Annotated in this window: 20 protein-coding genes and 2 tRNA genes; 17 read left to right on the top strand and 5 right to left on the bottom strand. The window is 69.3% G+C overall.

The window, feature by feature from the left end:
* Window positions 1-24: 24 nt before the first annotated feature.
* Window positions 25-95, bottom strand: a tRNA-Gly gene (locus JJ691_RS29245).
* 84 nt (window positions 96-179) lie between these two features.
* Between JJ691_RS29245 and JJ691_RS29240 the strand changes: the two genes are divergently transcribed.
* From JJ691_RS29240 to clpX, 4 genes are all read left to right on the top strand, one after another.
* Window positions 180-253: transfer RNA gene (locus JJ691_RS29240), tRNA-Pro, on the top strand.
* Window positions 254-612: 359 nt separating this feature from the next.
* Window positions 613-1,974 carry a trigger factor gene (tig, locus tag JJ691_RS29235; protein ID WP_211762824.1) on the top strand — a complete coding sequence of 454 codons (1,362 nt, stop codon included), beginning with the start codon at window positions 613-615 and terminating at the stop codon, window positions 1,972-1,974.
* A 147-nt stretch (window positions 1,975-2,121) separates the two neighbouring features.
* Window positions 2,122-2,751, top strand: a complete 630-nt coding sequence (locus JJ691_RS29230) for an ATP-dependent Clp protease proteolytic subunit (RefSeq protein ID WP_211762823.1) — start codon at window positions 2,122-2,124, stop codon at window positions 2,749-2,751.
* A 211-nt stretch (window positions 2,752-2,962) separates the two neighbouring features.
* Complete coding sequence (gene clpX / locus JJ691_RS29225; RefSeq protein ID WP_211762822.1) at window positions 2,963-4,243, top strand: ATP-dependent Clp protease ATP-binding subunit ClpX; 1,281 nt, start codon at window positions 2,963-2,965, stop codon at window positions 4,241-4,243.
* Window positions 4,244-4,432: 189 nt separating this feature from the next.
* Here clpX and lpdA read toward each other — a convergent pair whose 3' ends face one another.
* Window positions 4,433-5,833: a dihydrolipoyl dehydrogenase gene (gene lpdA / locus JJ691_RS29220; protein WP_211762821.1), complete on the bottom strand. Its 1,401-nt coding sequence runs from the start codon at window positions 5,831-5,833 to the stop codon at window positions 4,433-4,435.
* Window positions 5,834-6,066: 233 nt separating this feature from the next.
* Entirely contained in the window at window positions 6,067-6,891 is an 825-nt protein-coding gene (gene fdhD, locus JJ691_RS29215; RefSeq protein ID WP_211762820.1) for a formate dehydrogenase accessory sulfurtransferase FdhD, read from the bottom strand.
* Between the two features lie 148 nt (window positions 6,892-7,039).
* On the opposite strand from fdhD, the gene JJ691_RS29210 reads away from it, so the two are divergent.
* Both JJ691_RS29210 and JJ691_RS53435 read left to right on the top strand, forming a co-directional pair.
* Window positions 7,040-8,395, top strand: a complete 1,356-nt coding sequence (locus JJ691_RS29210) for an L-lactate MFS transporter (RefSeq protein ID WP_211762819.1) — start codon at window positions 7,040-7,042, stop codon at window positions 8,393-8,395.
* Window positions 8,392-8,499, top strand: a complete 108-nt coding sequence (locus JJ691_RS53435) for an MFS transporter small subunit (protein WP_442912474.1) — start codon at window positions 8,392-8,394, stop codon at window positions 8,497-8,499. The genes JJ691_RS29210 and JJ691_RS53435 overlap by 4 nt, the downstream gene beginning before the upstream one ends.
* Window positions 8,500-8,964: 465 nt before the next feature.
* On the opposite strand, the gene JJ691_RS29205 is transcribed toward JJ691_RS53435, so the two are convergent.
* Both JJ691_RS29205 and JJ691_RS29200 read right to left on the bottom strand, forming a co-directional pair.
* Window positions 8,965-11,265, bottom strand: coding sequence for an FdhF/YdeP family oxidoreductase (locus JJ691_RS29205; protein ID WP_211762818.1), 2,301 nt, complete (start codon window positions 11,263-11,265; stop codon window positions 8,965-8,967).
* A gap of 41 nt (window positions 11,266-11,306) precedes the next feature.
* Window positions 11,307-12,215: a hypothetical protein gene (locus JJ691_RS29200; RefSeq protein ID WP_211762817.1), complete on the bottom strand. Its 909-nt coding sequence runs from the start codon at window positions 12,213-12,215 to the stop codon at window positions 11,307-11,309.
* Between the two features lie 86 nt (window positions 12,216-12,301).
* Between JJ691_RS29200 and JJ691_RS29195 the strand changes: the two genes are divergently transcribed.
* The 11 genes from JJ691_RS29195 (at window position 12,302) to JJ691_RS29145 (ending at window position 23,361) form a co-directional block, all read left to right on the top strand.
* A complete protein-coding gene (locus JJ691_RS29195; RefSeq protein WP_211762816.1) occupies window positions 12,302-14,923 on the top strand; it encodes a valine--tRNA ligase in 2,622 nt (873 codons plus the stop codon).
* Between the two features lie 7 nt (window positions 14,924-14,930).
* Window positions 14,931-17,408, top strand: a complete 2,478-nt coding sequence (gene valS, locus JJ691_RS29190; RefSeq protein ID WP_211762815.1) for a valine--tRNA ligase — start codon at window positions 14,931-14,933, stop codon at window positions 17,406-17,408.
* 91 nt (window positions 17,409-17,499) lie between these two features.
* A complete protein-coding gene (gene folC, locus JJ691_RS29185; RefSeq protein ID WP_211762814.1) occupies window positions 17,500-18,861 on the top strand; it encodes a bifunctional tetrahydrofolate synthase/dihydrofolate synthase in 1,362 nt (453 codons plus the stop codon).
* 10 nt (window positions 18,862-18,871) lie between these two features.
* A complete protein-coding gene (locus JJ691_RS29180) occupies window positions 18,872-19,237 on the top strand; it encodes a DUF4233 domain-containing protein (RefSeq protein WP_249227085.1) in 366 nt (121 codons plus the stop codon).
* 25 nt (window positions 19,238-19,262) lie between these two features.
* Window positions 19,263-19,490: an AbrB/MazE/SpoVT family DNA-binding domain-containing protein gene (locus tag JJ691_RS29175; RefSeq protein WP_211762813.1), complete on the top strand. Its 228-nt coding sequence runs from the start codon at window positions 19,263-19,265 to the stop codon at window positions 19,488-19,490.
* Window positions 19,491-19,509: 19 nt separating this feature from the next.
* The gene (locus JJ691_RS29170; RefSeq protein WP_249227084.1) at window positions 19,510-19,905 is read left to right on the top strand and encodes a type II toxin-antitoxin system VapC family toxin; all 396 of its coding nucleotides are present in this window, start codon (window positions 19,510-19,512) and stop codon (window positions 19,903-19,905) included.
* Window positions 19,906-19,962: 57 nt separating this feature from the next.
* On the top strand, window positions 19,963-20,604 hold the full coding sequence (locus tag JJ691_RS29165) for an LppU/SCO3897 family protein (RefSeq protein ID WP_211762811.1): 642 nt from the start codon (window positions 19,963-19,965) through the stop codon (window positions 20,602-20,604).
* 52 nt (window positions 20,605-20,656) lie between these two features.
* Window positions 20,657-21,067, top strand: a complete 411-nt coding sequence (gene ndk / locus JJ691_RS29160) for a nucleoside-diphosphate kinase (RefSeq protein WP_211762810.1) — start codon at window positions 20,657-20,659, stop codon at window positions 21,065-21,067.
* Window positions 21,068-21,128: 61 nt separating this feature from the next.
* The gene (locus JJ691_RS29155; RefSeq protein WP_249227083.1) at window positions 21,129-21,590 is read left to right on the top strand and encodes a GNAT family N-acetyltransferase; all 462 of its coding nucleotides are present in this window, start codon (window positions 21,129-21,131) and stop codon (window positions 21,588-21,590) included.
* Window positions 21,591-21,631: 41 nt separating this feature from the next.
* Window positions 21,632-22,564 carry an ABC transporter ATP-binding protein gene (locus JJ691_RS29150; RefSeq protein ID WP_442912471.1) on the top strand — a complete coding sequence of 311 codons (933 nt, stop codon included), beginning with the start codon at window positions 21,632-21,634 and terminating at the stop codon, window positions 22,562-22,564.
* Window positions 22,564-23,361, top strand: a complete 798-nt coding sequence (locus JJ691_RS29145; protein WP_211762807.1) for an ABC transporter permease — start codon at window positions 22,564-22,566, stop codon at window positions 23,359-23,361. The genes JJ691_RS29150 and JJ691_RS29145 overlap by 1 nt, the downstream gene beginning before the upstream one ends.
* Window positions 23,362-23,369: the final 8 nt, after the last annotated feature.

Raw genomic sequence — 23,369 nt, 5'->3', positions numbered from 1 at the left:
CGACACATTTCGGGCACAAAAAAGAGCGGGTGACGGGAATCGAACCCGCATGACCAGCTTGGAAGGCTGGGGCTCTGCCATTGAGCTACACCCGCACGCACCCCAACCACCCGGGTGCATGCGGGAGCTTAGCGGGTCGCGCTACTCTCATGCACGCGCCATCACCAAGACGGCGCGAACGGGGTGTGGCGCAGTTTGGTAGCGCACTCGCTTTGGGAGCGAGGGGCCGTGGGTTCAAATCCCGCCACCCCGACGATTGGGTGAGCTGTGCTCAGGGGACGCCTTCGGCGTCCCCTTCGCCGTTATCGGCGGGGGTGTTTTCTGGGGCTCCCGCCCCAGACCCCGAGCCAGGAGGGCTCCGCCCCCTGGACCCCCGGGGGCGTGGCCTTCGGCCTACGCCCCCTCTGAGGTCCCGGGTGTGGCCTGTGGCCTACGCACTGTCGACCTCCGTGCGTCGGTGGTTCGCTGGTGCGGGCCTCGACCTCGTTGTCGGGTGGCGTGGGGGTCGGGGCTGGGGTGGTTGGGGGGCGACCTAGACTTAGGCATCCAATCCCGGGCGACCTGTGCGGCCGGGACGTCTGTGCACGTATTTGTTCGTACGAGGAGACCACGTTGAAGAGCACCGTCGAGCAGCTGAGCCCGACCAGGGTCCGGATCAACGTCGAGGTGCCGTTCGACGAGCTGAAGCCGAACTTCGACCGCGCCTACCGCAAGCTCGCCGGCCAGGTCCGCATCCCCGGCTTCCGCCAGGGCAAGGTGCCGCCGCGCGTGCTGGAGTCGCGCATCGGCCGCGCGCCCGTCCTCGACGAGGTCGTCAACGAGGCCATCCCGGCGAAGTACATGGAGGCCGTCAACGCGGGCGAGGTCCGCGCCCTCGGCCGGCCCGACATCGAGGTCACCAAGATCGAGGACGGCGACCACCTGGCCTTCACCGCCGAGGTCGACATCCGCCCCGAGATCACGGTGCCGGCGTTCGGCGAGCTCGCCGTCAGCGTCGACGACATCGAGACCTCCGACGAGGACGTCGACAAGCAGCTCGACGAGCTGCGGGCCCGCTTCGGCACGCTGACCGGCGTCGACCGGCCGGCCGAGAACGGCGACTTCGTCACCGTCGACCTGTCCGCGACCGTCGACGGCGAAGAGGTCGAGGAGGCCCGCACCACCGGCCTGTCCTACGAGATCGGCTCCGGACAGCTCGTCGAGGGCATCGATGACGCCCTGATCGGCGCCAACTCGGGCGAGACCAAGACCTTCACCACCAAGCTCGTCGCCGGCGAGTACGAGGGCCGCGACGCCGAGGTCAGCGTCAAGGTCGAGAACATCAAGAAGCGCGAGCTGCCCGAGGCCGACGACGAGTTCGCCCAGCTGGCCAGCGAGTTCGACACCCTCGACGAGCTCAAGGCCGACCTGCGCGAGCGTCTCGGCCGCGTCAACAAGATGCAGCAGGGCGTGCAGGCCCGGGACAAGGTTCTCGAGGCCCTGCTCGAGGTCACCGAGGTGCCGCTGCCCGAGGCCGTCGTCGCCGCCGAGGTCGAGACCCGCAAGCACGACGCGGTGCACGCCTTCGACCACGACGACGACCGCTTCAACGAGTGGCTCAAGGAGCAGGGGCAGACCCCGGAGGAGTTCGACGCCGAGCTGCGCACCGCCGCCGAGCAGGCCGTGAAGACCCAGCTCGTGCTCGACGCCGTCGCCGACGCCGAGAAGGTCCAGGTCAACGACGCCGAGCTGTCCGAGCGCATCGTCTACCAGGCCCAGCGCTTCGGCATCAGCCCCGACGAGTACGTGCAGCGGGCCCAGCAGGCCGGCCAGCTCGGCGCCATCTTCGCCGACGTGCGCCGCGGCAAGGCCCTGGCCTCCGTCGTCCGTCAGGCCACGGTCACCGACGCCGGCGGCAACACCATCGACCTGGACGAACTGTTCGGCGCGCCGGCCGCGGCCGAGACCGCCGACGAGGCAGCCGAGCAGGAGTGACGCCCTGAGCGAACGCGGGCGGCGTCGATACGTCGGCGTCGCCCGCGTTCGTTAAAGTCGGAAACAAGCCAGCCGCGGGCCGGCCGCCGGGAAACGGCCCCCGACCCGCCAGCTCGACCAAGCGACAAGCGACGCCAGGAGTCATCAGTGAGCCAGTACCAGCCACTCCAGTCCCGCTACGTGCTGCCGTCGTTCGTCGAGCGCACCAGCTACGGGGTCAAGGAGTCCAACCCCTACAACAAGCTGTTCGAGGAGCGCATCATCTTCCTCGGCGTGCAGATCGACGACGCGTCCGCCAACGACGTGATGGCGCAGCTGCTGTACCTGGAGTCGGTCGACCCCGACCGCGACATCATCATGTACATCAACTCGCCCGGCGGCTCGTTCACCTCGCTGATGGCGATCTACGACACCATGCAGTACGTGCGTCCCGACATCGCCACCGTCTGCCTCGGTCAGGCCGCCTCGGCCGCCGCCGTGCTGCTCGCCGCCGGCTCCCCTGGCAAGCGCCGCGCGCTGCCCAACTCCCGGATCATGATCCACCAGCCGGCCACCGAGGGCGTCTACGGCCAGGTGTCCGACCTGGAGATCCAGGCCAACGAGATCCAGCGAGTGCGCCGCGCCCTGGAGACCACGCTGGCCCGGCACACCAACAAGACGCCGGACGAGATCGCCGCCGACATCGACCGCGACAAGATCCTCACCGCCGAGGAGGCCCGGGCCTACGGCATCGTCGACGAGGTGCTGCCGTACCGGAAGCTGTCCGCGCAGAGCTGAAAACCGGGGCCGCGTCCCCGGCCGACACGCCGAATCCGGCTAGTAATCGCCTGGTTCGACACGGTCGGGGCACGCTGGTCCTCCCGCTCGCCATCGCGGGCGGGTACCGTCGTGGAGAACGTGCGCGACCCACCCGAGTGGGTCGGGCCATCGTGACAGCCAGGTGAGCCGGCGGCAGTCGGTCCACCGGAGGGGACAGAGGTCAGCGGTCATGGCGCGTATCGGTGACGGCGGAGACCTGCTGAAGTGCTCCTTCTGCGGGAAGAGCCAGAAGCAGGTGAAGAAGCTCATCGCCGGTCCAGGCGTGTATATCTGCGATGAATGCATCGACCTCTGCAACGAGATCATCGAGGAGGAACTGGCCGAGGCGGGCGACGTCAAGCTGGACGAGCTGCCCAAGCCGGCCGAGATCCACGACTTCCTCGACCAGTACGTGATCGGTCAGAACGATGCCAAGCGCACGCTGTCGGTGGCGGTGTACAACCACTACAAGCGGATCCAGGCCGGCGATCGCAACCGCGACGGTCGGGACGACGGCGTCGAACTGGCCAAGTCCAACATCCTGATGCTCGGGCCCACCGGCTGCGGCAAGACCTACCTCGCCCAGACCCTGGCCAAGCTGCTCAACGTGCCGTTCGCCATCGCCGACGCCACCGCGCTCACCGAGGCCGGCTACGTCGGCGAGGACGTCGAGAACATCCTGCTCAAGCTGATCCAGGCCGCCGACTACGACGTCAAGCGGGCCGAGACCGGCATCATCTACATCGACGAGGTCGACAAAATCGCTCGGAAGAGTGAAAACCCGTCGATCACGCGGGACGTCTCCGGCGAGGGCGTGCAGCAGGCGCTGCTGAAGATCCTCGAGGGCACCACCGCCAGCGTGCCGCCGCAGGGCGGCCGCAAGCACCCGCACCAGGAGTTCATCCAGATCGACACGACGAACGTGCTGTTCATCGTGGCCGGCGCGTTCGCCGGGCTGGAGCGCATCATCCAGGACCGGGTCGGCAAGCGCAGCCTCGGCTTCGGCGCCGAGATCCGCACCAAGGCCGAGATGGAGTCGTCCGACATCTTCGGCGACACCATGCCCGAGGACCTGATCAAGTTCGGCCTGATCCCCGAGTTCATCGGCCGCCTGCCCGTCGTGGCCAGCGTGACCAACCTGGACAAGCCGTCCCTGGTCAAGATCCTCACCGAGCCGCGCAACGCGATGGTGAAGCAGTACCAGAAGCTGTTCGAGATGGACGGCGTGGAGCTGGAGTTCACCAAGACCGCCCTCGAAGCGGTCGCCGACCAGGCGATCCTGCGCGGCACCGGCGCCCGTGGCCTGCGTGCCATCATGGAGGAGGTGCTGCAGCCGGTGATGTACGACATCCCCAGCCGCAGCGACGTCGCCAAGGTGGTCATCACCGAGCAGACCGTCCGGGAGAACGTCAACCCGACTATCGTCGCCCGGCAGCCCAGCCGCCGCGAACGCCGCGAGAAGTCGGCCTGATTCCTCGACCAATTCGCCTGGTGGCCCCTCGGCCGCCAGGCGAATTCGTCTTTCCGCCGGCGGCAATCGCCCTGGAAGCCGGCCCTGACCCGCGCGGCCGGTGGTGCCCAGCCATCGTGGGCTGGGCAGCGGCGGACAAGGTGAAGGCCCGCTCACCGGGAGTCCGGTGCGCGGGCCCTTCGCCACGGGTCAGAAGTTGATCATGTGGCCGGCCAGGCCGTGGATGGCCTCCTTGACGGCCTCGCTCAGCGTCGGGTGCGCATGCACGTTGCGCGCGACCTCGTTGACGGTCAGGTCCCACTGCTGAGCCAGCGTCAGCTCGGGCAGCAGTTCGGTCACCTCGGGGCCGATCATGTGCGCGCCCAGCAGCTCGCCGTACTTCGCGTCGGCGATGATCTTCACGAAGCCGCCGGGCTCGCCGAGGCCGTGCGCCTTGCCGTTCGCGGTGAACGGGAACTTGGCCACCTTGACGTCAAAGCCCCGCTCCTCGGCCTGCTTCTGGGTGTAGCCGAAGCTGGCGATCTGCGGCTGGCAGAACGTGGCCCGAGGGATCATCACGAAGTCGAGCTCCATGGTCTCCGCGCCGGCGATCGTCTCGGCCGCGACGATGCCCATGGACTCGGCGGCATGGGCCAGCATCAGCTTGGCGGTGACGTCGCCGATGGCGAAGATGTGCGGCACGCTCGTGCGACCGCGGGCGTCGATGTCGACGGCGCCGCGCTCGGTCAGCCGGACGCCGGTGTTCTCCAGGCCGTAGCCCTGGGTCCGCGGCTGGAAGCCGATCGCCTGCAGCACCTTGTCGGCCTCCAGCACCTGCTGCTGGCCGTCCTTGGTGACGGTGACCCGGACCTTCTCGCCGGAGTCGTCGATCGCGTCGACCCGGGTCGAGGTGAGCACCTTGATGCCGAGCTTGCGGTAGCGCTTGGCCAGCTCGGCCGAGACCTCCTCGTCTTCGAGCGGGACCGGACGGTCCAGGAACTCGACGATCGTGACGTCGACGCCGTAGCCGTGCATGACGTACGCGAACTCGACGCCGATCGCGCCCGCGCCGGCGATGACGATGCTGCCGGGCAGCTTGACGCTGAGGATCTGCTCCTCGTAGGTGACGACCCGCTCGGACAGCTTGGTGCCGGGCAGCAGCCGGGTGGTCGCGCCGGTCGCCAGGATGCAGTGGTCGAACGTGACCGTCTCCTGGCCGCCGTCGGTGAGCGCGACCTGGATCGTGTTGGCGTCGGTGAACGTGCCCCAGCCGAAGAACTGCTGGATCTTGTTCTTCTTCATCAGGAAGTGGACGCCCTTGACCCGGCCGTCGGCGACCTTGCGGCTGCGCTGGAACGCGGCGCCGTAGTCGAACGTGATGCCGCCCTCGGCGTGGATGCCGAACGCCTCGGCCTCGCCGGTCAGCAGGTGCGCCAGTTCGGCGTTGCGCAGCAGTGCCTTGGACGGGATGCAGCCCACGTTCAGGCAGACGCCGCCCCAGTACCGGTCCTCGATGATCGCCGTTCGCAGCCCGAGCTGGGCCGCCCGGATCGCCGCGACGTACCCGCCGGGGCCGGCCCCCACCACCACGACGTCGAAGTGTGTGCTCATGGTCCAACCCTAGTCAGCGGCCCGGTCCGGTCCGATGTGACGTTCGAGCTTGTCACCGCCGACACACCCCGGACTGCCTGTGAACTCAGTTCACAACCAGTTTCCGCTGTGTGGTCGACACGACCGATTCCGTCGACCGGACGGATAGCGCTGTGGGGCCGGTTTGCGCGCGGGGTCGTGGTCTTCGTTGAAGTGCTCGTTGTCGGCGGCGTGGTGGCGGATCGGTGGTCGGGTCAGCGGAGCACGCGCTGCGCTCCGGTGTAGACGTTCATCGACTCGCCGCGGAGGAAGCCGATGAGGGTCATGCCCTGTTCGTCGGCGAGCTCGGCGGCCAACGACGACGGGGCGGAGACGGCAGCGAGCACGGGGACGCCGGCCATGGCGGCCTTCTGCACGAGTTCGAACGACGCCCGGCCAGAGACCATCAGCACGCAGCCGCGCAGCGGGACCAGACCGGACTGCACGGCCCAGCCCATCACCTTGTCGACGGCGTTGTGCCGGCCGACGTCCTCGCGCGCGACGAGCAGCTTGCCGTCGGCGGTGAACAAGCCGGCGCCGTGCAGGCCGCCGGTGGAGTCGAAGACCTTCTGCGCGGCCCGCAACTTGTCGGGCAGCGTGGTGAGCACCTCGACGGGCACGCCGCAGTCGTCGTCGGCGGGCAGGTAGCGGGTGCGGAGCTTGACGGCGTCGAGGGCCGCCTTGCCGCAGACGCCGCAGGAGGAGGTCGTGTAGAAGTTGCGCTCCACGCCGACCTCGGGCGGAGCGACGCCGGGCGCAAGTGAGATATCGAGCACATTGTACGTATTACGGCCGTCTGGACCGGTTCCGGAGCAGTAGCGGGCCGCCGAGATGTCCTCGCGGCCGCCGATCACGCCTTCGGTGAGCAGAAAGCCGTGGGCCAGTTCCACGTCGTTGCCGGGCGTGCGCATCGTCACCGCGAGTGCTTTTCCGTCAATACGCAATTCGAGTGGTTCTTCGGCGGCTAGTGCATCCGGCCGATGGCGTTCGCCCTGGTGGGAGAGCTTGAGTACCGGCCGTCGGACCGTCACCCTTCCCATTACGGAACCACCTCGTTTCGTAAGTCTTCGCTTCATTCCGTTCGGCGCGTCACTGCTGCCGTTCGTCGTTACGTGGGCCACTCGGTCGTGCCGAGTCACACCTGATCCCAATAGGTTCCATTCTCAACTATCTGGGAGGGCAGTGGAGATGGGACTCGGGGTCCTTGATCGCTCGCGCACGATCGCGCCCGAGGGATGGAGCCGCTGGCTCGTGCCCCCCTCGGCGCTGGCCGTGCACCTGTCGATCGGACAGGCCTACGCGTGGAGCGTGTTCAAGACGCCGCTGGAGAAGGCGCTACACCTCAACGGGGTGGAGAGCGGCCTGCCGTTCCAGGTGGCGATCGTCATGCTCGGCCTGTCGGCGGCCTTCGGCGGCACACTCGTCGAACGCAACGGACCTCGGTGGGCGATGGCGGTGGCATCCGTCGCGTTCGGCGCTGGGTTCCTGATCGCCGCGCTCGGCGTGGCGACGTCGCAGTTCTGGCTGGTGGTCGTCGGCTACGGCTTCGTCGGCGGCATCGGTCTCGGCATCGGCTACATCTCGCCGGTGTCCACACTGATCAAGTGGTTCCCGGATCGGCCCGGCATGGCCACCGGTGTCGCGATCATGGGCTTCGGCGGCGGAGCGTTGATCGCATCACCCTGGTCGACTGCCATGTTGGCCGGTTTCGGCACCTCCACCTCGGGCATCGCGGAGACGTTCGCGGTGCACGGCGTGGTGTACGCGATCTTCATGGCGCTGGGTGTCTTCCTGGTGCGGGTGCCGGCGGACGGTTGGAAGCCGGCCGGCTGGGACCCGTCGATGGCCACCTCGCACAAGCTGATCACCAAGAACAACGTCTCGGCGTCCAACGCGATCAAGACTCCGCAGTTCTGGCTGCTGTGGCTGGTGCTGTGCCTGAACGTGACCGCCGGCATCGGCATCCTGGAGAAGGCGTCGCCGATGATCGTCGACTTCTTCAAGGTGAGCCCGGCTCCCGCGGCCGGCTTTGTCGCGCTGCTGTCGCTGACCAACATGCTGGGCCGGTTCGTCTGGTCGTCCACTTCGGACGCCATCGGCCGGAAGAACATGTACCGCATCTACCTGGGTGTCGGCGCGCTGCTGTACCTGGTGCTGGTGCTGGCCGGCGGCTCGTCGAAGCTCGTGTTCGTGCTGGCCGCGATGCTGATCCTGTCCTTCTACGGCGGCGGGTTCGCCACCGTGCCGGCCTACCTGCGTGACCTGTTCGGCACGTACCAGGTCGGCGCCATCCACGGCCGACTGCTGACCGCGTGGTCGGTGGCCGGCGTGGCCGGGCCGCTGATCATCGACGGCATCGCCGACGCCCAGCACGCCGCCGGCCGCTCCGGCCCGGCGCTGTACTCGCTGTCCTTCTACATCATGATCGGCCTGCTGATCGTCGGCTTCGTGGCCAACGAGCTGATCAAGCCGGTCGACAGCAAGTTCCACGAGCCGGTGGCCACCGTGGACGAGCCGGCCGCGCAGGAGGTGGACGCGAAGTGAACCGCAGCACGCTCATGGTGATCGCCTGGCTGTGGGTCGGGCTGCCCTTCGCCTACGGCCTGTACCAGCTGTTCGTCAAGGTGGTGCAGCTCTTCCAGAGCTGACAACGGAAAACGGAAAGGGCCGGGGCGTGCGAACGCCCCGGCCCTTTTGTCTGTTGAGGACGGACGACGGACGGGGGAGAGGTGAAGGGGCGGAAAGGGGAAGGTGAGGCGGAGGGCAGGACAGGGAGATCGGAGGGAGGGAAGGGGCGGAAGGTGGAGCGTGGGTTGGGAGAGACGGGAAGCGGTGTCGGAGCGGAAGGTGAAGCAAGGGCTGGAAGGGAAACGAAGTAGGGCCGCAGGGGAAGGGAAGAGGGACTGGAAGGGAAGGGGAACGGGGTCGCAGGGGAAGGGGAGTAGAGGCTGGAAGAGAAACCTGGAGGCATAGGAAAAAAGCGATGCAGGGGGCAGAAGGGAAGAGTGGACGGAAAACGGTGGTTGGAGATCAGGGCGAAGGGTCGCGGGAGACAGAAAACGCCGCGCTGACCGGGAAAAGAGTCAGCGCGGCGCGAACATCCAGGGCTGGGGTCAGCTGCGTTCGAGGCGGATGATGACGGCCTTGGAGGTGGGGGTGTTGGACGTCTCGGCGGTGGACTCCAGCGGCACCAGGGCGTTGGCCTCGGGGAAGTAGGCGGCGGCGCAGCCGGGGGCGGTGGGGTAGGCGATGACGCGGAAGAGCTTGACGCGGCGTTCGACGACGCCGGAGGGGGAGGGCCATTCGCTGATCATGTCGACCATGGAGCCGTCGGTGATGCCGAGGGAGGAGAGGTCGGCGGGGTTGACGAACACGACCCGGCGACCGTCGTGGACACCACGGTAGCGGTCGTCGAGGCCGTAGATGGTGGTGTTGTACTGGTCGTGGCTGCGCAGGGTCTGCAGGATGAGACGGCCGGCGGGCACCTGGATGAGCTGCACGGGGTTGACGGTGAAGTTGGCCTTGCCGGTGGTGGTGGGGAAGGACCGGGTATCCCGGGGCGGGTGCGGCAGGATGAAGCCGTCGGGCTGGCGGACCCGGGTGTTGTAGTCGGAACATCCAGGCACGACACGGGAAATGTGGTCGCGGACGACGTTGTAGTCGGCCTCGAAGGAGGCCCACGGCACGACGTGGTCGTCGCCGAAGACGGCCCGGGCGAGCCGGGAGACGATGGCGACCTCGGACAGCAGCGAGGAACTGGCGGGGGCGAGACGGCCGCGGGAGCGGTGCACGCAGGACATGGAGTCCTCGACGGTGACGAACTGGGTGCCGCCGGCCTGCTCGTCGCGTTCGGTGCGGCCGAGGGTGGGCAGGATCAGGGCCATCTTGCCGGGAACGACGTGCGACATGTTGAGCTTGGTGGACACGTGCACGGTGAGGTCCATGGACCGCAGGGCCCGCATGGTGACCTCGGTGTCGGGCGTGGCGGACACGAAGTTGCCGCCGACGGCGAAGAAAACCTTGGCCTTGCCGTCCCGCATGGCCTCGATGGCCTCGACGGTGTCGTAGCCGTGGGCCCGCGGCGAGGTGATGCCGAACTCGGTGTCCAAAGCGGACAGAAACTTCTCGGCGGGCTTCTCGTAGATGCCCATGGTGCGGTCGCCCTGCACGTTGGAGTGGCCGCGAACGGGGCACACGCCGGCCCCGGGCTTGCCGATCATGCCGCGCAGCAACAGAACGTTGACGAGCTCGCGGATGGTCGGCACGGACTGCTTGTGCTGGGTCAGGCCCATGGCCCAGCAGATGATGGTCCGCTTGGACTCCACCAGAAGTCGGGCCACGTGAGCGATCTGCTCCCGCGACAGGCCGGTGGCGGCGTCGACCTCGTCCCAGTCCAGCTGACGGATGTCGGCGGCCCACTCCTCGAAGCCGTGCGTGGACGACTCGATGAACTCCCGGTCCAGGACCGTGCCCGGGGCGGCGTCCTCGGCGGCCAGCACGAGGTGTCCTAGCGCGCGGAAGAAGGCCAGGTCGCCGCCGAGCCGGATCTGGCAGAACTCGTCGGCCAGCGGAGTGCCCTGGCCGACCACGCCACGCACGTTCTGCGGGTTCTTGAACCGCATCAGGCCGGCCTCGGGCAGCGGATTGACGGCGACGATGGTGGCGCCGTTGCCCTTGGCCTCCTCCAGCGCGGACAGCATCCGCGGGTGGTTGGTGCCGGGGTTCTGGCCGACGACCAGCAGCAGGTCGGCATTGGTGACATCGGCCAGGCTGACCGAGCCCTTGCCGATGCCGATGGTCTGCACCAGCGCCGAGCCGGACGACTCGTGGCACATGTTGGAGCAGTCCGGCAGGTTGTTGGTGCCCAGCGCGCGGGCCAGCAGTTGGTAGCTGAAGGCGGCCTCGTTGCTGGTGCGGCCGGAGGTGTAGAAGATCGCCTCGTTGGGGTCGGCCAGGCCCCGCAGCTTGCTGGCGACCAGCTCGAACGCGTTGCCCCAGGAGATCGGCTCGTAGTGGCTGGCGCCCTCGCGCAGCACCATCGGGTGGGTCAGCCGGCCCTGCTGGCCCAGCCAGTAGTCGGTCTTCTCGGCCAGCTCGGCGACGGAGTGCTCGACGAAGAACTCCGGCTGGACCCGCCGGGTGGTGGCCTCCTCGGCGACCGCCTTGGCCCCGTTCTCGCAGAACTCGGCCATCTTGCGGTGCCCCTGGGCCTCCGGCCACGCGCAGCCCGGACAGTCGAAGCCCTCCCGCTGGTTGAGCAGGCGCAGGGTGCGCACGCTGCGGGTCGCGCCCATCTGGTCCCAGCCGTGCTGGAGCGACACCAGCACGCCCTTCACCCCGGCCGCGTACGTTTTCGGCTCGCCGACCTTGATCTTGCTCTCGTCGACGTCCTGCTGCGGAGGCCTGCGCGTCATGCCTCCATTGTCCGCCCGCGGGTAACGAGAGGCCAGGCGGGTCAGCAGCCGACCTTGGGGATGTCCACCGTGTGCTTGGGGTCGTAGTAGGCCTGCGGGGGCTCGGCGTCGGGCGCCGCGCCGCCGCGGCCGGAGTACTGCGGGGCCAGCAGCCCCTGCTGCAGCGTCAGGTCGCAGTTGATCGAGTAGAAGTACGACTTCTCGGTCGACGGCCACGGCTTGCCGTCGACGATCGCGTAGTCGGCGTTCTCGTGGATCACGGACACGATGTCCCACGGGGTCGAGGGGGCCAGGTGCGCGGGCGGCTGGAACGCGTAGGCGTAGACGAAGTTGGCGTGCACGACCAGGTCGCCGTGCTCGTCGACGGAGCTGGTCATGCCGCCGGACACCCGGGGCGGCACCGGCAGCAGCTGGTAGCCGTCGGCGATCTTGGTGATCCGGCTGCCGGGGTCGGGCAGCTTGACGCCGGGCGTCAGCGTCGCCAGGTACGGGCCGTTGTCGTGGCGGACGGTGACCTCGGGATCCAGCCGGGCCTCGGTGGTGGTCTTCTGCACGGCGCGATAGGCGGCGTCGACCTGGGCGGCGCTGAACCGACCGGTCGCTTTGGCGATCGGCACCGGGACCTCGGTCGGCCAGTCGGCGGCCGGCGTGGTGGCGAACGGCCGGGTCAGGTCGACGTGCCCGGTGGCCTCGGCGCTGGTCGGGTCGGGATGGGCGCTGGTGGGGGCCGCGCCGGTGGTGGGCGCCGACTCCGGCAGCTGCACCGTGCCGACCCGGTAGAACACGATCAGCGCGCCGCAGAACAGGACCAGCACCCCGGGAATGACCAGCCGGCTCCACCGCGGGCCGGGTCGGCGCCGGGCGCGGCGAGCGGCCCGGCGGGCCCGTCTCTCGGCCCCGCGCAGCCATTTCTGGTCGGTCAGATCGGGATGGTTCTCGATGTCGTCCACGGTTCCCCCCGTTTCGGCGCGAGCACTCTAACAACCGGCATGTCACCCATTGGTTGGGTGCGCTCGGGGCTCCGTAGACTCTTCGCGTGACCGAGACCCTTCCGCAGCAGTACACCACCGATCTCCCGACCGCCTGGAATCCGGCGGAGGTAGAGCAGGGGCTGTACCAGCGGTGGGTAGACAGCGGCTACTTCGCCGCGGACCCGGCCAGCGACAAGCCGCCGTTCTGCATCGTGCTGCCGCCGCCCAACGTCACCGGCAGCCTGCACATGGGCCACGCCCTCAACCACACCGTGATGGACGCGCTGACCCGCCGCCGCCGCATGCAGGGCTACGAGGCCCTGTGGCTGCCGGGCATGGACCACGCCGGCATCGCCACCCAGAACGTGGTGGAGCGGCAGCTGGCCGGCGAGGGCCTGTCCCGGCACGACCTGGGCCGCGAGAAGTTCGTCGAGCGGGTCTGGGAGTGGAAGACCGAGTACGGCGGCAAGATCCTGGACCAGATGCGCCGGCTGGGCGACAGCGTGGACTGGAGCCGCGAGCGCTTCACCATGGACGAGCCGCTGTCGCGGGCCGTGCAGACCATGTTCAAGAAGCTGTTCGACGACGGCCTGGCCTACCGGGCCGAGCGGATCATCAACTGGTGCCCGCGCTGCCTGACGGCGCTGTCGGACATCGAGGTGGAGCACTCCGAGGACGAGGGCGAGCTGGTCTCGATCCGCTACGGCGACGGCGCCGCCTCGATCGTGGTGGCGACGACCCGGGCCGAGACCATGCTGGGCGATACCGCGGTCGCGGTGCACCCGGACGACGAGCGCTACAAGCACCTGGTCGGCACCGAGGTGGAGCTGCCGCTGACCGGCCGCCGCATCCCGGTCGTGGCCGACGAGCACGTGGACCCGTCGTTCGGCACCGGCGCGGTGAAGGTGACGCCGGCCCACGACCCGAACGACTTCGAGATCGGCCAGCGGCACTCGCTGCCGTCCCTGACGGTGATGGACGCCCGCGGCGTGATCACCACCGCCGGCCCGTTCGAGGGGCTGGACCGGTTCGAGGCGCGGCCCGCGGTGGTGGCGGCGCTGCGCGAGCTGGGCCGGATCGTCGCGGAGAAGCGGCCGTACCTGCACTCGGTCGGCCACTGCTCGCGCTGCGACACGGTGGTCGAGCCGCGGCTGTCGCTGCAGTGGTTCGTCAACGTCGGGCCGCTGGCCAAGGCGGCCGGCGACGCCGTGCGCGACGGCCGCACCACGGTCCATCCGCCGGAGCTGGCCAAGCGGTACTTCGACTGGGTCGACAACCTGCACGACTGGTGCATCTCGCGGCAGCTGTGGTGGGGCCACCGGATCCCGGTCTGGTACGGCCCGGACGGCGAGGTCGTGTGCGTCGGCCCGGACGAGCAGCCGCCGACCGGCGAGGGCTGGCACCAGGACGAGGACGTGCTGGACACCTGGTTCTCCTCGGGCCTGTGGCCGATGTCCACGCTGGGCTGGCCGGAGCGGACCGCCGACCTGGCCAAGTTCTATCCGACCACGGTGCTGTCCACCGGCTACGACATCCTGTTCTTCTGGGTCGCCCGGATGATGATGTTCGGCCTGTACGCGATGGACGGCGCGCAGCCGTTCGACCACGTGTACCTGCACGGCCTGATCCGCGACGCCAACGGCAAGAAGATGTCCAAGTCCCGCGGCAACGTGATCGACCCGCTGAAGTGGCTGGACGCCTACGGCGCCGACGCGGCCCGGTTCACCCTGGCCCGCGGGGCCAACCCGGGTGCCGACATGGCGCTGGCCGAGGAGTGGGCCGGCGGCTCCCGCAACTTCTGCACGAAGCTGTGGAACGCCAGCCGGTTCGCGCTGCTCAACGGCGCGACCACGGCCGTGCCGGTGCCGGCCCGGGACCGGCTGACCGACGCCGACCGGTGGATCCTGGACCGCGCCGACCAGGTCGTGTCCGAAGTGGACGAACTGTTCGAGCGCTACGAGTTCGCCAAGTTGTGCGAGGCGCTCTACCACTTCACCTGGGACGAGTACTGCGACTGGTACCTGGAGCTGGCCAAGGTGCAGATCGCCGAGGGCGGCGAGCGGGCCGAGGCGACCCGGGCGGTGCTCGGGCACGTGCTGGACACGCTGCTGCGCCTGCTGCACCCGGTGATCCCGTTCATCACCGAGACGCTGTGGACCGAGCTGACCGGCGGCGAGTCGCTGATGATCGCCGACTGGCCGACGGCCTCCGGCGCTGAGGCCGATTCCGTTGCCGCGCGGCGCATCGACACCGTGCAGCGGCTGGTCACCGAGGTCCGGCGGTTCCGCGCCGACCAGGGCCTCAAGCCGGGCCAGAAGGTGCCGGCCCGACTGTCCGGTGTGGACGAAGCCGACATCGCCGGCCAGCTGGCCTCGATCCGGACCATCGCCCGCCTGGAGGACCCGGCCGACGGCTTCGCCGCCAGCGCCTCGCTGGAGGTCGGTGGCGTGCTGGTCGAGCTGGACACCTCGGGCACGATCGACGTGGCCGCCGAGCGCAAGCGGCTGGCCAAGGACCTGGCCGCGGCGCAAAAAGAACTGGCCCAGTGCGACGGCAAGCTGAACAATCAGGCCTTCGTCGACAAGGCCCCGGCGCAGGTCGTGGACAAGATCAAGGCGCGCCGGGAGGCTGCCGTCGCCGACATCGCGCGGGTCACCGCGCGTTTGGACGCACTGCCGGAAGGGTGATTTCTCCATGACGGGTGACGGAATTCCGCAGCGCCCGTCGATGGAGGGCATCGAGGACAAGTGGTCGGGCCGGTGGGCCGCGGACGAGACGTTCCGCTTCCACCGGCCCGATTCCCGTGCTGAGGTGTTTTCCATCGACACGCCGCCGCCGACGGTGAGCGGGTCGCTGCACGTAGGCCACGTCTTCAGCTACACCCACACCGACGTCGTAGCCCGGTTCCAGCGCATGCGCGGCAAGCACGTGTTCTACCCGATGGGTTTCGACGACAACGGGCTGCCCACCGAGCGCCGCGTGCAGCTGCGCTACGGCGTGCGCTGCGACCCGTCGCTGCCCTACGACCCGGACTACGTGCCGGCGGAGACCACTGGCAAGCAGCAGGTCGGCATCTCGCGCCGGAACTTTGTCGAGCTGTGCCACCGGATGACCGTCGAGGACGAGAAGGCGTTCGAGGCGTTGTGGCGTCGGCTCGGGCTGTCCGTGGACTGGTCGCTGACGTACACGACCATCGGCACCCATGCGCAACGTGTGGCGCAGCAGGGTTTTCTGCGGCTGCTCGCGGAAAACCAGGCGTACCAGTCGGAAGCGCCGTCGCTGTGGGACGTCACGTTCCAGACCGCGGTGGCGCAGGCCGAACTGGAAGCGCGTGATCACGCCGGCGCGTGGCACCGGATTTCCTTCGGCCCGGTGGAGATCGAGACCACTCGGCCGGAGCTGCTGCCGGCCTGTGTCGCGCTGATCGCCCATCCCGACGACGAGCGGTACCGGCACCTGGTCGGCACTACCGTGCGCTCTCCCTTGTTCGGCATGGAAGTTCCGGTCCTGACGCACCCGGACGCCGAGCCGGAGCGCGGAGCTGGCATCGCGATGTGTTGCACCTTCGGCGATCTGACCGACGTGCGCTGGTGGCGTGAGCTGAAGTTGCCCACCCGCACAGTGATCGGCCGCGACGGACGGTTCCTGCCGGAGCCGCCGGTGGGCGTGCCGGCCGCGCCCTACGACGAGCTCGCGGGGCTGACCTCGTTCAGCGCCCGCAAGCGGATCGTCGAGTTGCTGCGGGAATCCGGCGACCTGATCGGGGAGCCGCGGCCGACGACCCGCCCGGTCAACTTCTACGAGAAAGGCGACAAGCCGCTGGAGATCGTCTCCAGCCGGCAGTGGTTCGTGCGCAGCCTGGAGCACCGGGATGCGTTGCTGCGTAGGGGATCCGAGCTGCGGTGGCATCCGGCCTGGATGCGCAACCGGTACGACGACTGGGCCAAGGGCCTCAACTCGGACTGGCTGGTCAGCCGGCAGCGCTTCTTCGGCGTGCCGTTCCCGGTCTGGTATCCGCTGGACGCCAACGGCGAACCTCGTTACGAGGAGCCGATTCTGCCCGGCGAGGACGCCCTGCCGGTGGATCCGTCCAGCCAGGTCCCGCCCGGCTACGACGAGTCGCAGCGCGGCGTGCCCGACGGCTTCGTCGGTGACCCGGACATCATGGACACGTGGATGACCTCGTCGATGTCGCCGCTGATCGTGTCCGGCTGGGAGCAGGACCCGGAGCTGTTCTCGCTGACGTATCCGATGGACCTGCGGCCGCAGAGCCACGAGATCATCCGGACCTGGCTGTTCTACTCGGTGCTGCGCTCGGAGCAGGAGCTGGACGAGCTGCCGTGGTCGGACGCGGTGATCTCCGGCTGGATCCTCGATCCCGACCGGAAGAAGATGTCCAAGTCCAAGGGCGCGGTGGTGACGCCCGACGACCTGCTCACCGAGCACGGCTCCGACGGCGTGCGGTACTGGGCCGCCAACGGGCGGCCCGGCACCGACACCGCGTTCGACCCCAAGCAGATGAAGATCGGCCGGCGGCTGGCCACCAAGCTGCTCAACGCCAGCCGGTTCGCGCTGTCCTTCGACGAGCCGTCCACTTCGGACAGTGTCACGCATCCGTTGGACCAGGCCATGATCACCGCCCTGTCGTCCGTTGTGGACGATGCGACGCGGGCCCTGGCCGACTTCGAGCACACCGCCGCGCTGGAGCGGGTCGAGCGGTTCTTCTGGACGTTCTGCGACGACTACCTCGAACTCGTCAAGGAACGGGCGTACGGCCTGGAGGGCGCCGGCTCCGCCCGGGTCGCCCTGCGCACCGGGTTGTCCACGCTGCTGCGGCTGTTCGCGCCGTACCTGCCGTACGTGACGGAGGAGGTGTGGTCCTGGTGGCAGGACGGTTCCGTGCACCTCGCCCCGTGGCCAGCCGCCCTCGGCTCGCCCGGCGACGTGAAGGCGTTGGACCTCGCCTCCGCTGCCATCGCCGCCGTGCGCAAGGCCAAGTCCACCGCCAAGCTCTCCATGCGAGCCGACGTGGCGGCGGTGGAACTGGCCGCCGATCCCGCCACGCTGGCGCTGGTCCGGGGCTTCGCCGACGACCTGGTGGCGGCCGGACGGATCGGCGAGCTGGGCTACCGAGAGATCGACGGCGACCTGGAAGTGGCCGTCCAGCTGTGACCCGAGCGCCGGTCCGGACCGCCGGGGTCCGGATCGGCGCCCGACGTAGACTCGGCAGGTACACCCGTCGTCCAGCGCACCGGAGACCAGCGTGCCCCAGAACGATCCCGAGGCGCTCGCCGCGCTGCGCGAGGTCGAGTCCCAACTGGACACCCGGTGGCCGGAGACGAAGATCGAGCCGTCCACGGACCGGATCGCGGCGCTGGCCGACCTGCTGGGCGAGCCGCAGCGGGCCTACCCGGTGGTGCACATCACCGGCACCAACGGCAAGACCTCGACCAGCCGCATGATCGACGCGCTGTTCACCCGCATCGGGCTGCGCACCGGGCGCTACACCAGCCCGCACCTCCAGCTGGCGACCGAGCGGATCAGCCTCGACGGCGCGCCGATCAGCGCGCAGCGGTACGTGGAGGTCTACCGCGACGTCGAGCCGTACATCGCCATGGTGGACGCCAAGTCCGACGTGAAGATGAGCAAGTTCGAGGTGCTGACCGGGATGGCCTTCGCGGCGTTCGCGGACGCGCCGGTCGACGTGGCGGTGGTGGAGGTCGGTCTGGGCGGCCGCTGGGACGCCACCAACATCGCCGACGGCAAGGTCGCCGTGATCACGCCGATCGACATCGACCACATCGACTTCCTCGGCGCCGACATCCTGGGCATCGCGGCCGAGAAGGCCGGCATCATCAAGGAAGGCGCGGTGGCGGTGCTCGCCGAGCAGCGCCCCGAGGTGGCCAAGGTGCTGCTGGAGCGCTGCGCCGACGTCGGCGCCACGGTGGCCCGCCAGGGCATGGAATTCGGCGTCCTGGAGACGGAGACCGCCGTCGGCGGGCAGCTGCTGCGGTTGCAGGGCCTCGGCGGCGTCTACGACGAGGTCTTCCTGCCGCTGTTCGGCGCGCACCAGGCCCAGAACGCGGCCCAGGCGCTGGCCGCGGTAGAGGTGTTCTTCGGCGCCGGCGCGGGCCGCAAGCTCGACATCGACGCCGTGCGCGAGGCCTTCGCCACGGTGACCTCGCCCGGACGCCTGGAGCGGGTCCGCAACGCGCCGAGCGTGTTCGTCGACGCCGCGCACAACCCGCACGGCGCCCGCGCGCTGGCGGTCGCGCTGCAGGAACAGTTCGCCTTCCGCAAGGTGGTCGGCGTGCTCAGCGTGATGGAGGACAAGGACGTGGACGGCATCCTGGCCGCCCTGGAGCCGGTGTTCACCGAGGTCGTGCTGACCAACAACGGCTCGCCCCGGGCGATGGACGCCGACCGGCTGGCCGGCCTGGCCCGGGACGTGTTCGGCGAGGACCGGATCGTGGTCGAGCCGCGGCTGGACGACGCCCTAGAGGAGGCGGTCCGGCTGGCCGAGGAGACCGACGGCGAGCCGGTGTCCACCAGTGGCGTCGTGGTGACCGGCTCGGTCGTGACCGCCGGCGCGGCCCGCGCGATGTTCGGCAAGGAGCCCCAGTGAGGATGACACCGTGACCGCCCCCGACCCGATGAAGGGCATCCGCGGGGTGATGGCCGGCACCATGGTGCTGGAGGCCATCGTCACCGGGCTGGCGCTGTTCGTGCTGGGCCGGGTCGACCACCTGGCCGGCTGGCCGGTGGCCGCGGTCGGCGTGCTGGCGCTGCTGATGGTGGTGTCCAGCGGCTGCTTCCGCTTCCCGTGGGGCATCCCGTTCGCGCTCGTGCTGCAGGCGCTCACCCTGGTCGGCTTCGTGCTGAGCGTGCCGCTGGGCATCGTCGGCGTGCTGTTCGGCCTGGTCTGGGCCTACCTGCTGTGGGTGCGGCGGGACGTGGCGCGGCGCATCGCCGAGGGCACGCTGCCCAGCCAGCAGCAGTAAGAGTAATACCTGGTAGACTCTTACCGTGAGGCTGACCAGCAAGGGGCAAGTGACCATCCCCATCGAGGTGCGCGAGGAATTCGGGCTGCAACCCGGCGACGAGATCGAGTTCGTGCTCGACGAGCGCGGACTGCACATTGTCAAGAGCACGACGCAGCCCAGCAGGGGGCGACGCATCGCCGAGTCCCTGCTGGGGCGGGGCGATGTGGAGATGACCACCGACGAGATCATGGCGTTGACGCGTGGCGAGTGACGCCGCCAGGGGCACCTTGGTGGACTCGAACGTCCTGATCGACCTGTTCACCAAGGACCCCACCTGGTGCGCCTGGTCCTTCGAGCAGCTCGCCGCCGCGGGGGACAGGGGGCCACTGTTGATCAATCACGTGGTCTACGCGGAGGTGTCCATCCGTTTCACCAGTTTCGAGGAACTGGAGGACGCACTGGGCCGGGATGTCTTCCTGCGCGCCGAGCTGCCCTGGACAGCCGCGTTTCTCGCCGGTAAGTGCTTCCGCGACTACCGGTCCCGGGGTGGTGTGAAAACCTCGCCGCTGCCCGACTTCTTCATCGGCGCGCACGCTGCCGTGATGAAGTTGCCGCTGCTGACCCGGGACGCCGCGCGGTACCGCACGTACTTCCCGACGGTCGAGCTGATCACCCCGGAGAGCTGAGTCCCGGCGCAAGGGGCCAGAATGCTGGGATCCGCAGTCGAACGGGGGAGGACGACGATGACGGGGCCGTACCCGCAGCCGGGCTCGTGGGGGCCACCACCGCCGCGCAAGTCCCAGACCGGGGCGGTCATCGGGACCATCGTCGGGGTCGTGCTGATGCTGGGCATCGGCACCTGGGCGGTGGTCGGCATCATCAGCAGCCGGCACAGCACCGACGCCGGCGGCAGCACCACCAGCCCCACCAGGACCACCAGCCGGGCGCCGCGCACCTCCAGTGTGAACAGCGTGCAGTACCACGTGAACGACTGCGTGTGGCTGGACGTGGACACCAGCGAGCGGGTGGCCTGCACCTCGGACAAGGCGGCGTTGCAGATCAACCTGGTGATCCCGCAGAAGTCCAAGTGCCCCGGCGACTTCGGCAAGTACGGCGACAACTGGTACAGCGACGAGTCGGCGATCCGGTACTGCGCGTCGCTGACCGTGCCCAAGGGCCAGTGCGTGAAGATGGACCTGGAGGGCAGCGGCCTGGTCGAGCGGGTCGCCTGCGGGGCCAATCCGCAGACCTACCAGGTGACCGACGTCGTCAGCGGCACCGACGGCAGCACCGCCTGCGCGAAGGTGCCCAACACCGACGACGTGTGGTTCTACCAGTCCAACCTGTCCGGGCAGTTCGCCTGCCTGAAACAGCTCGGCGGCTGACCGGTTACCCTGCTCGGCGGAGATTCCCATTACCTAAGGAGTTCGGACCACCGTGAGTGAGCGCACCCTGGTCCTGGTCAAGCCGGACGGCGTCAGCCGCGGCCTGGTCGGCGAGGTCATCGCCCGGATCGAGCGCAAGGGCCTGAAGCTGGCCGCGCTGGAGCTGCGCACGGCAGAGCGTGCCGTGGCCGAGGAGCACTACGCCGAGCACGCCGGCAAGGGCTTCTACAACGACCTGGTCGAGTTCATCACCGGCGGTCCGCTGGTGGCGATCGTGGTCGAGGGCACCCGGGCCATCTCGGCCTTCCGGCAGCTGGCCGGCGGCACGGACCCGGTGGAGAAGGCGACGCCGGGCACCATCCGGGGCGACTTCGGCCTGGAGGTCCAGTTCAACCTGGTGCACGGCTCGGACTCGCCGGAGTCGGCCGACCGTGAGATCAAGATCTGGTTCCCCAACCTCTGAGGTGGGGCTGACCAGCGGTCCTGACCGTGTCGACGGGTCGGCTCCCCGACTCGTCGACACGGTGACCGAGCTGTGGTTCCGGGTGTCCCAGGCCGGCGGCGCGGCGGGTTTCGCGGCGTCCGACACCGTCGAGGACATCCGGGCCGTCGCGGTGGGCATGCTCGCCGACGTTCGTGACGGCCGGGCGGACATGCTGACCCTGAGCGACGGCGACACGGTGCTGGGCGTCGCGGTGATCGAGCCGGGGCAGCGGCCGATCCGCCGGCACTCGGGTGAGCTGACCTGGTTGATGGTCGACCCCGATCTGCAGGGTCAGGGCTGGGGCGCCAAGCTGCTGGGCGCCGCGGTGGCGCATGCCCGGGCGATCGGCCTGGTGCGGCTGGAGCTGCACACCCGATCGGGGCACGGCCTGGAGCGCTTCTACTCGTCGCAGGGCTGGACCGAACGCGGCCGCTGGCCGGGGGCGGTGCGCCTGGCCGAGGACGACGAGCGCGACGAGATCTGGTTTACCCGCGAGATTTAATCGCTGCCGTTTTGTCAGGGGTGCTCGCTAGCGTCGTGGGCGTGAGTGACGACGCGGTCCTGGTGCAGGCGGACGGCCTGGTCAAACGGTTCGGCGACTTCGAGGCCGTGCGCGGCATCGACGTGAAGGTGCGGCGGGGCGAGGCCTTCGGCTTCCTCGGCCCGAACGGCGCCGGCAAGTCGTCGACGATGCGCATGATCGCCTGCACGTCGCCGCGAACCGCCGGCGAGCTGCGGGTGCTGGGCCTGGACCCGGACCGGCAGGGCCCGCGGATCCGAGCCCGGCTCGGCGTGGTGCCACAGCAGGACAACCTCGACAACGAGCTGACGGTCCGGCAGAACCTCCAGGTGTACGGCCGCTATTTCGGCTTGTCCCGCCCGCAGGTCCGGGCTCGCGCGACCGAGCTGCTGGAGTTCGCGCAGCTCGCCGATCGCGCCGACGACCAGGTGGAGCCGTTGTCGGGCGGCATGAAGCGCCGGCTGACGATCGCCCGGTCGCTGGTCAACGAGCCCGAGTTGCTGCTGCTCGACGAGCCGACCACGGGCCTCGACCCGCAGGCGAGACATCTGTTGTGGGACAGGCTTTTCCGGCTCAAGCAGTCCGGTGTCACGCTGATCGTGACCACGCACTACATGGACGAGGCCGAGCAGCTGTGCGATCGCCTGGTGGTGATGGACGGCGGCCGGATCGTGGCCGAGGGCTCGCCGGCGGCGCTGATCGCCGAGCACTCCAGCCGTGAGGTGCTGGAGCTGCGGTTCCCGGTCGACGAGCAACAGGCCAATGTGCCGCTGGTGCAGGACTTGGCCGACCGCGTCGAGGTGCTGCCGGACCGGCTGCTGCTCTACACCGCCGACGGCGAAGCCGTGCTGGGGGCGGCGAATCGGCGTGGCGTGCGGCCGATCTCCAGCCTGGTTCGCCGGGCCACCCTCGAGGACGTGTTCCTGCGCCTGACCGGCCGGACGTTGGTGGACTGATGCCCTCCGTGGGAAGGGCCGTGCACCCGGTCGCGGCGGTCGGCCTCGTGCTGGAGAACCTGTGGACCTGGTACCGCCGCAACTGGCGGGCCACCGTGGTGTCCAGCCTGCTGACGCCGCTGATGTTCTTGGGGGCCATGGGTTTCGGGCTCGGCAGCCAGATCCGGCCGGGGCCGGTGACCGAAGGGCTGCCCTACGTCGTCTACCTGGCGCCCGCCGTGCTGGTGATGCTGTCCACACAGGTCGCGGCCAGCGAGTCGTCGTTCCCGGTGCTGGGCAGCTTCAAGTGGGACCAGCGCTACTACGCCATCACCGCCACCCCGGTCTCGGTGGACCAGCTGGTCGCCGGGCAGTTCCTGTGGATCGTGCTGCGGGTGCTCCTCTCCGGCCTCGCCTACCTGGCGGTCGCCAGCCTGTTCGGGGCGTTCACCAGCGTCCGCGTGCTGCTCGCCGCGCCGGTGGCGGTGCTCGCCGGCATGGCGTTCAGCACGTGGGTGCTGGCGCTGGCCGCGTCGGTCAACGACGAGGGCAATGCCTTCGGCAACGTGTTCCGCTTCGTCATGGTGCCGGTGTCGCTGTTCGCCGGCACGTTCTATCCGATCAGCCAGCTGCCGGCGTGGAGCCGGCCGGTGGCCTGGGTGACGCCGCTGTGGCACGGCAACGAGCTGGCTCGGGCCGCCGAGTTCGGGCACATGGACCCGCTCACCGCGGCCGGCCACGTGGCCTATCTGCTGGCGCTGACGACCGGCGGCCTGCTGCTGGCCCGCCACCGGTTCCACGTCCGGCTCAAGGTCTGAGGGGGAGA

Source organism: Kutzneria sp. CA-103260 (assembly GCF_018263855.1).
Lineage (GTDB): Bacteria > Actinomycetota > Actinomycetes > Mycobacteriales > Pseudonocardiaceae > Kutzneria.
This window is presented reverse-complemented; position numbering and strand designations above follow the sequence as displayed.

Excerpts from the sequence above, each read along its gene's own strand:
- JJ691_RS29165 (WP_211762811.1), top strand. The coding sequence starts at position 19,963 with ATGACGGGGCCGTACCCGCAGCCGGGCTCGTGGGGGCCACCACCGCCG.
- JJ691_RS29205 (WP_211762818.1), bottom strand. The coding sequence starts at position 11,265 with ATGACGCGCAGGCCTCCGCAGCAGGACGTCGACGAGAGCAAGATCAAG.
- JJ691_RS29210 (WP_211762819.1), top strand. The coding sequence starts at position 7,040 with ATGGGACTCGGGGTCCTTGATCGCTCGCGCACGATCGCGCCCGAGGGA.
- fdhD (WP_211762820.1), bottom strand. The coding sequence starts at position 6,891 with ATGGGAAGGGTGACGGTCCGACGGCCGGTACTCAAGCTCTCCCACCAG.
- JJ691_RS29145 (WP_211762807.1), top strand. The coding sequence starts at position 22,564 with ATGCCCTCCGTGGGAAGGGCCGTGCACCCGGTCGCGGCGGTCGGCCTC.
- valS (WP_211762815.1), top strand. The coding sequence starts at position 14,931 with ATGACGGGTGACGGAATTCCGCAGCGCCCGTCGATGGAGGGCATCGAG.
- lpdA (WP_211762821.1), bottom strand. The coding sequence starts at position 5,833 with ATGAGCACACACTTCGACGTCGTGGTGGTGGGGGCCGGCCCCGGCGGG.
- clpX (WP_211762822.1), top strand. The coding sequence starts at position 2,963 with ATGGCGCGTATCGGTGACGGCGGAGACCTGCTGAAGTGCTCCTTCTGC.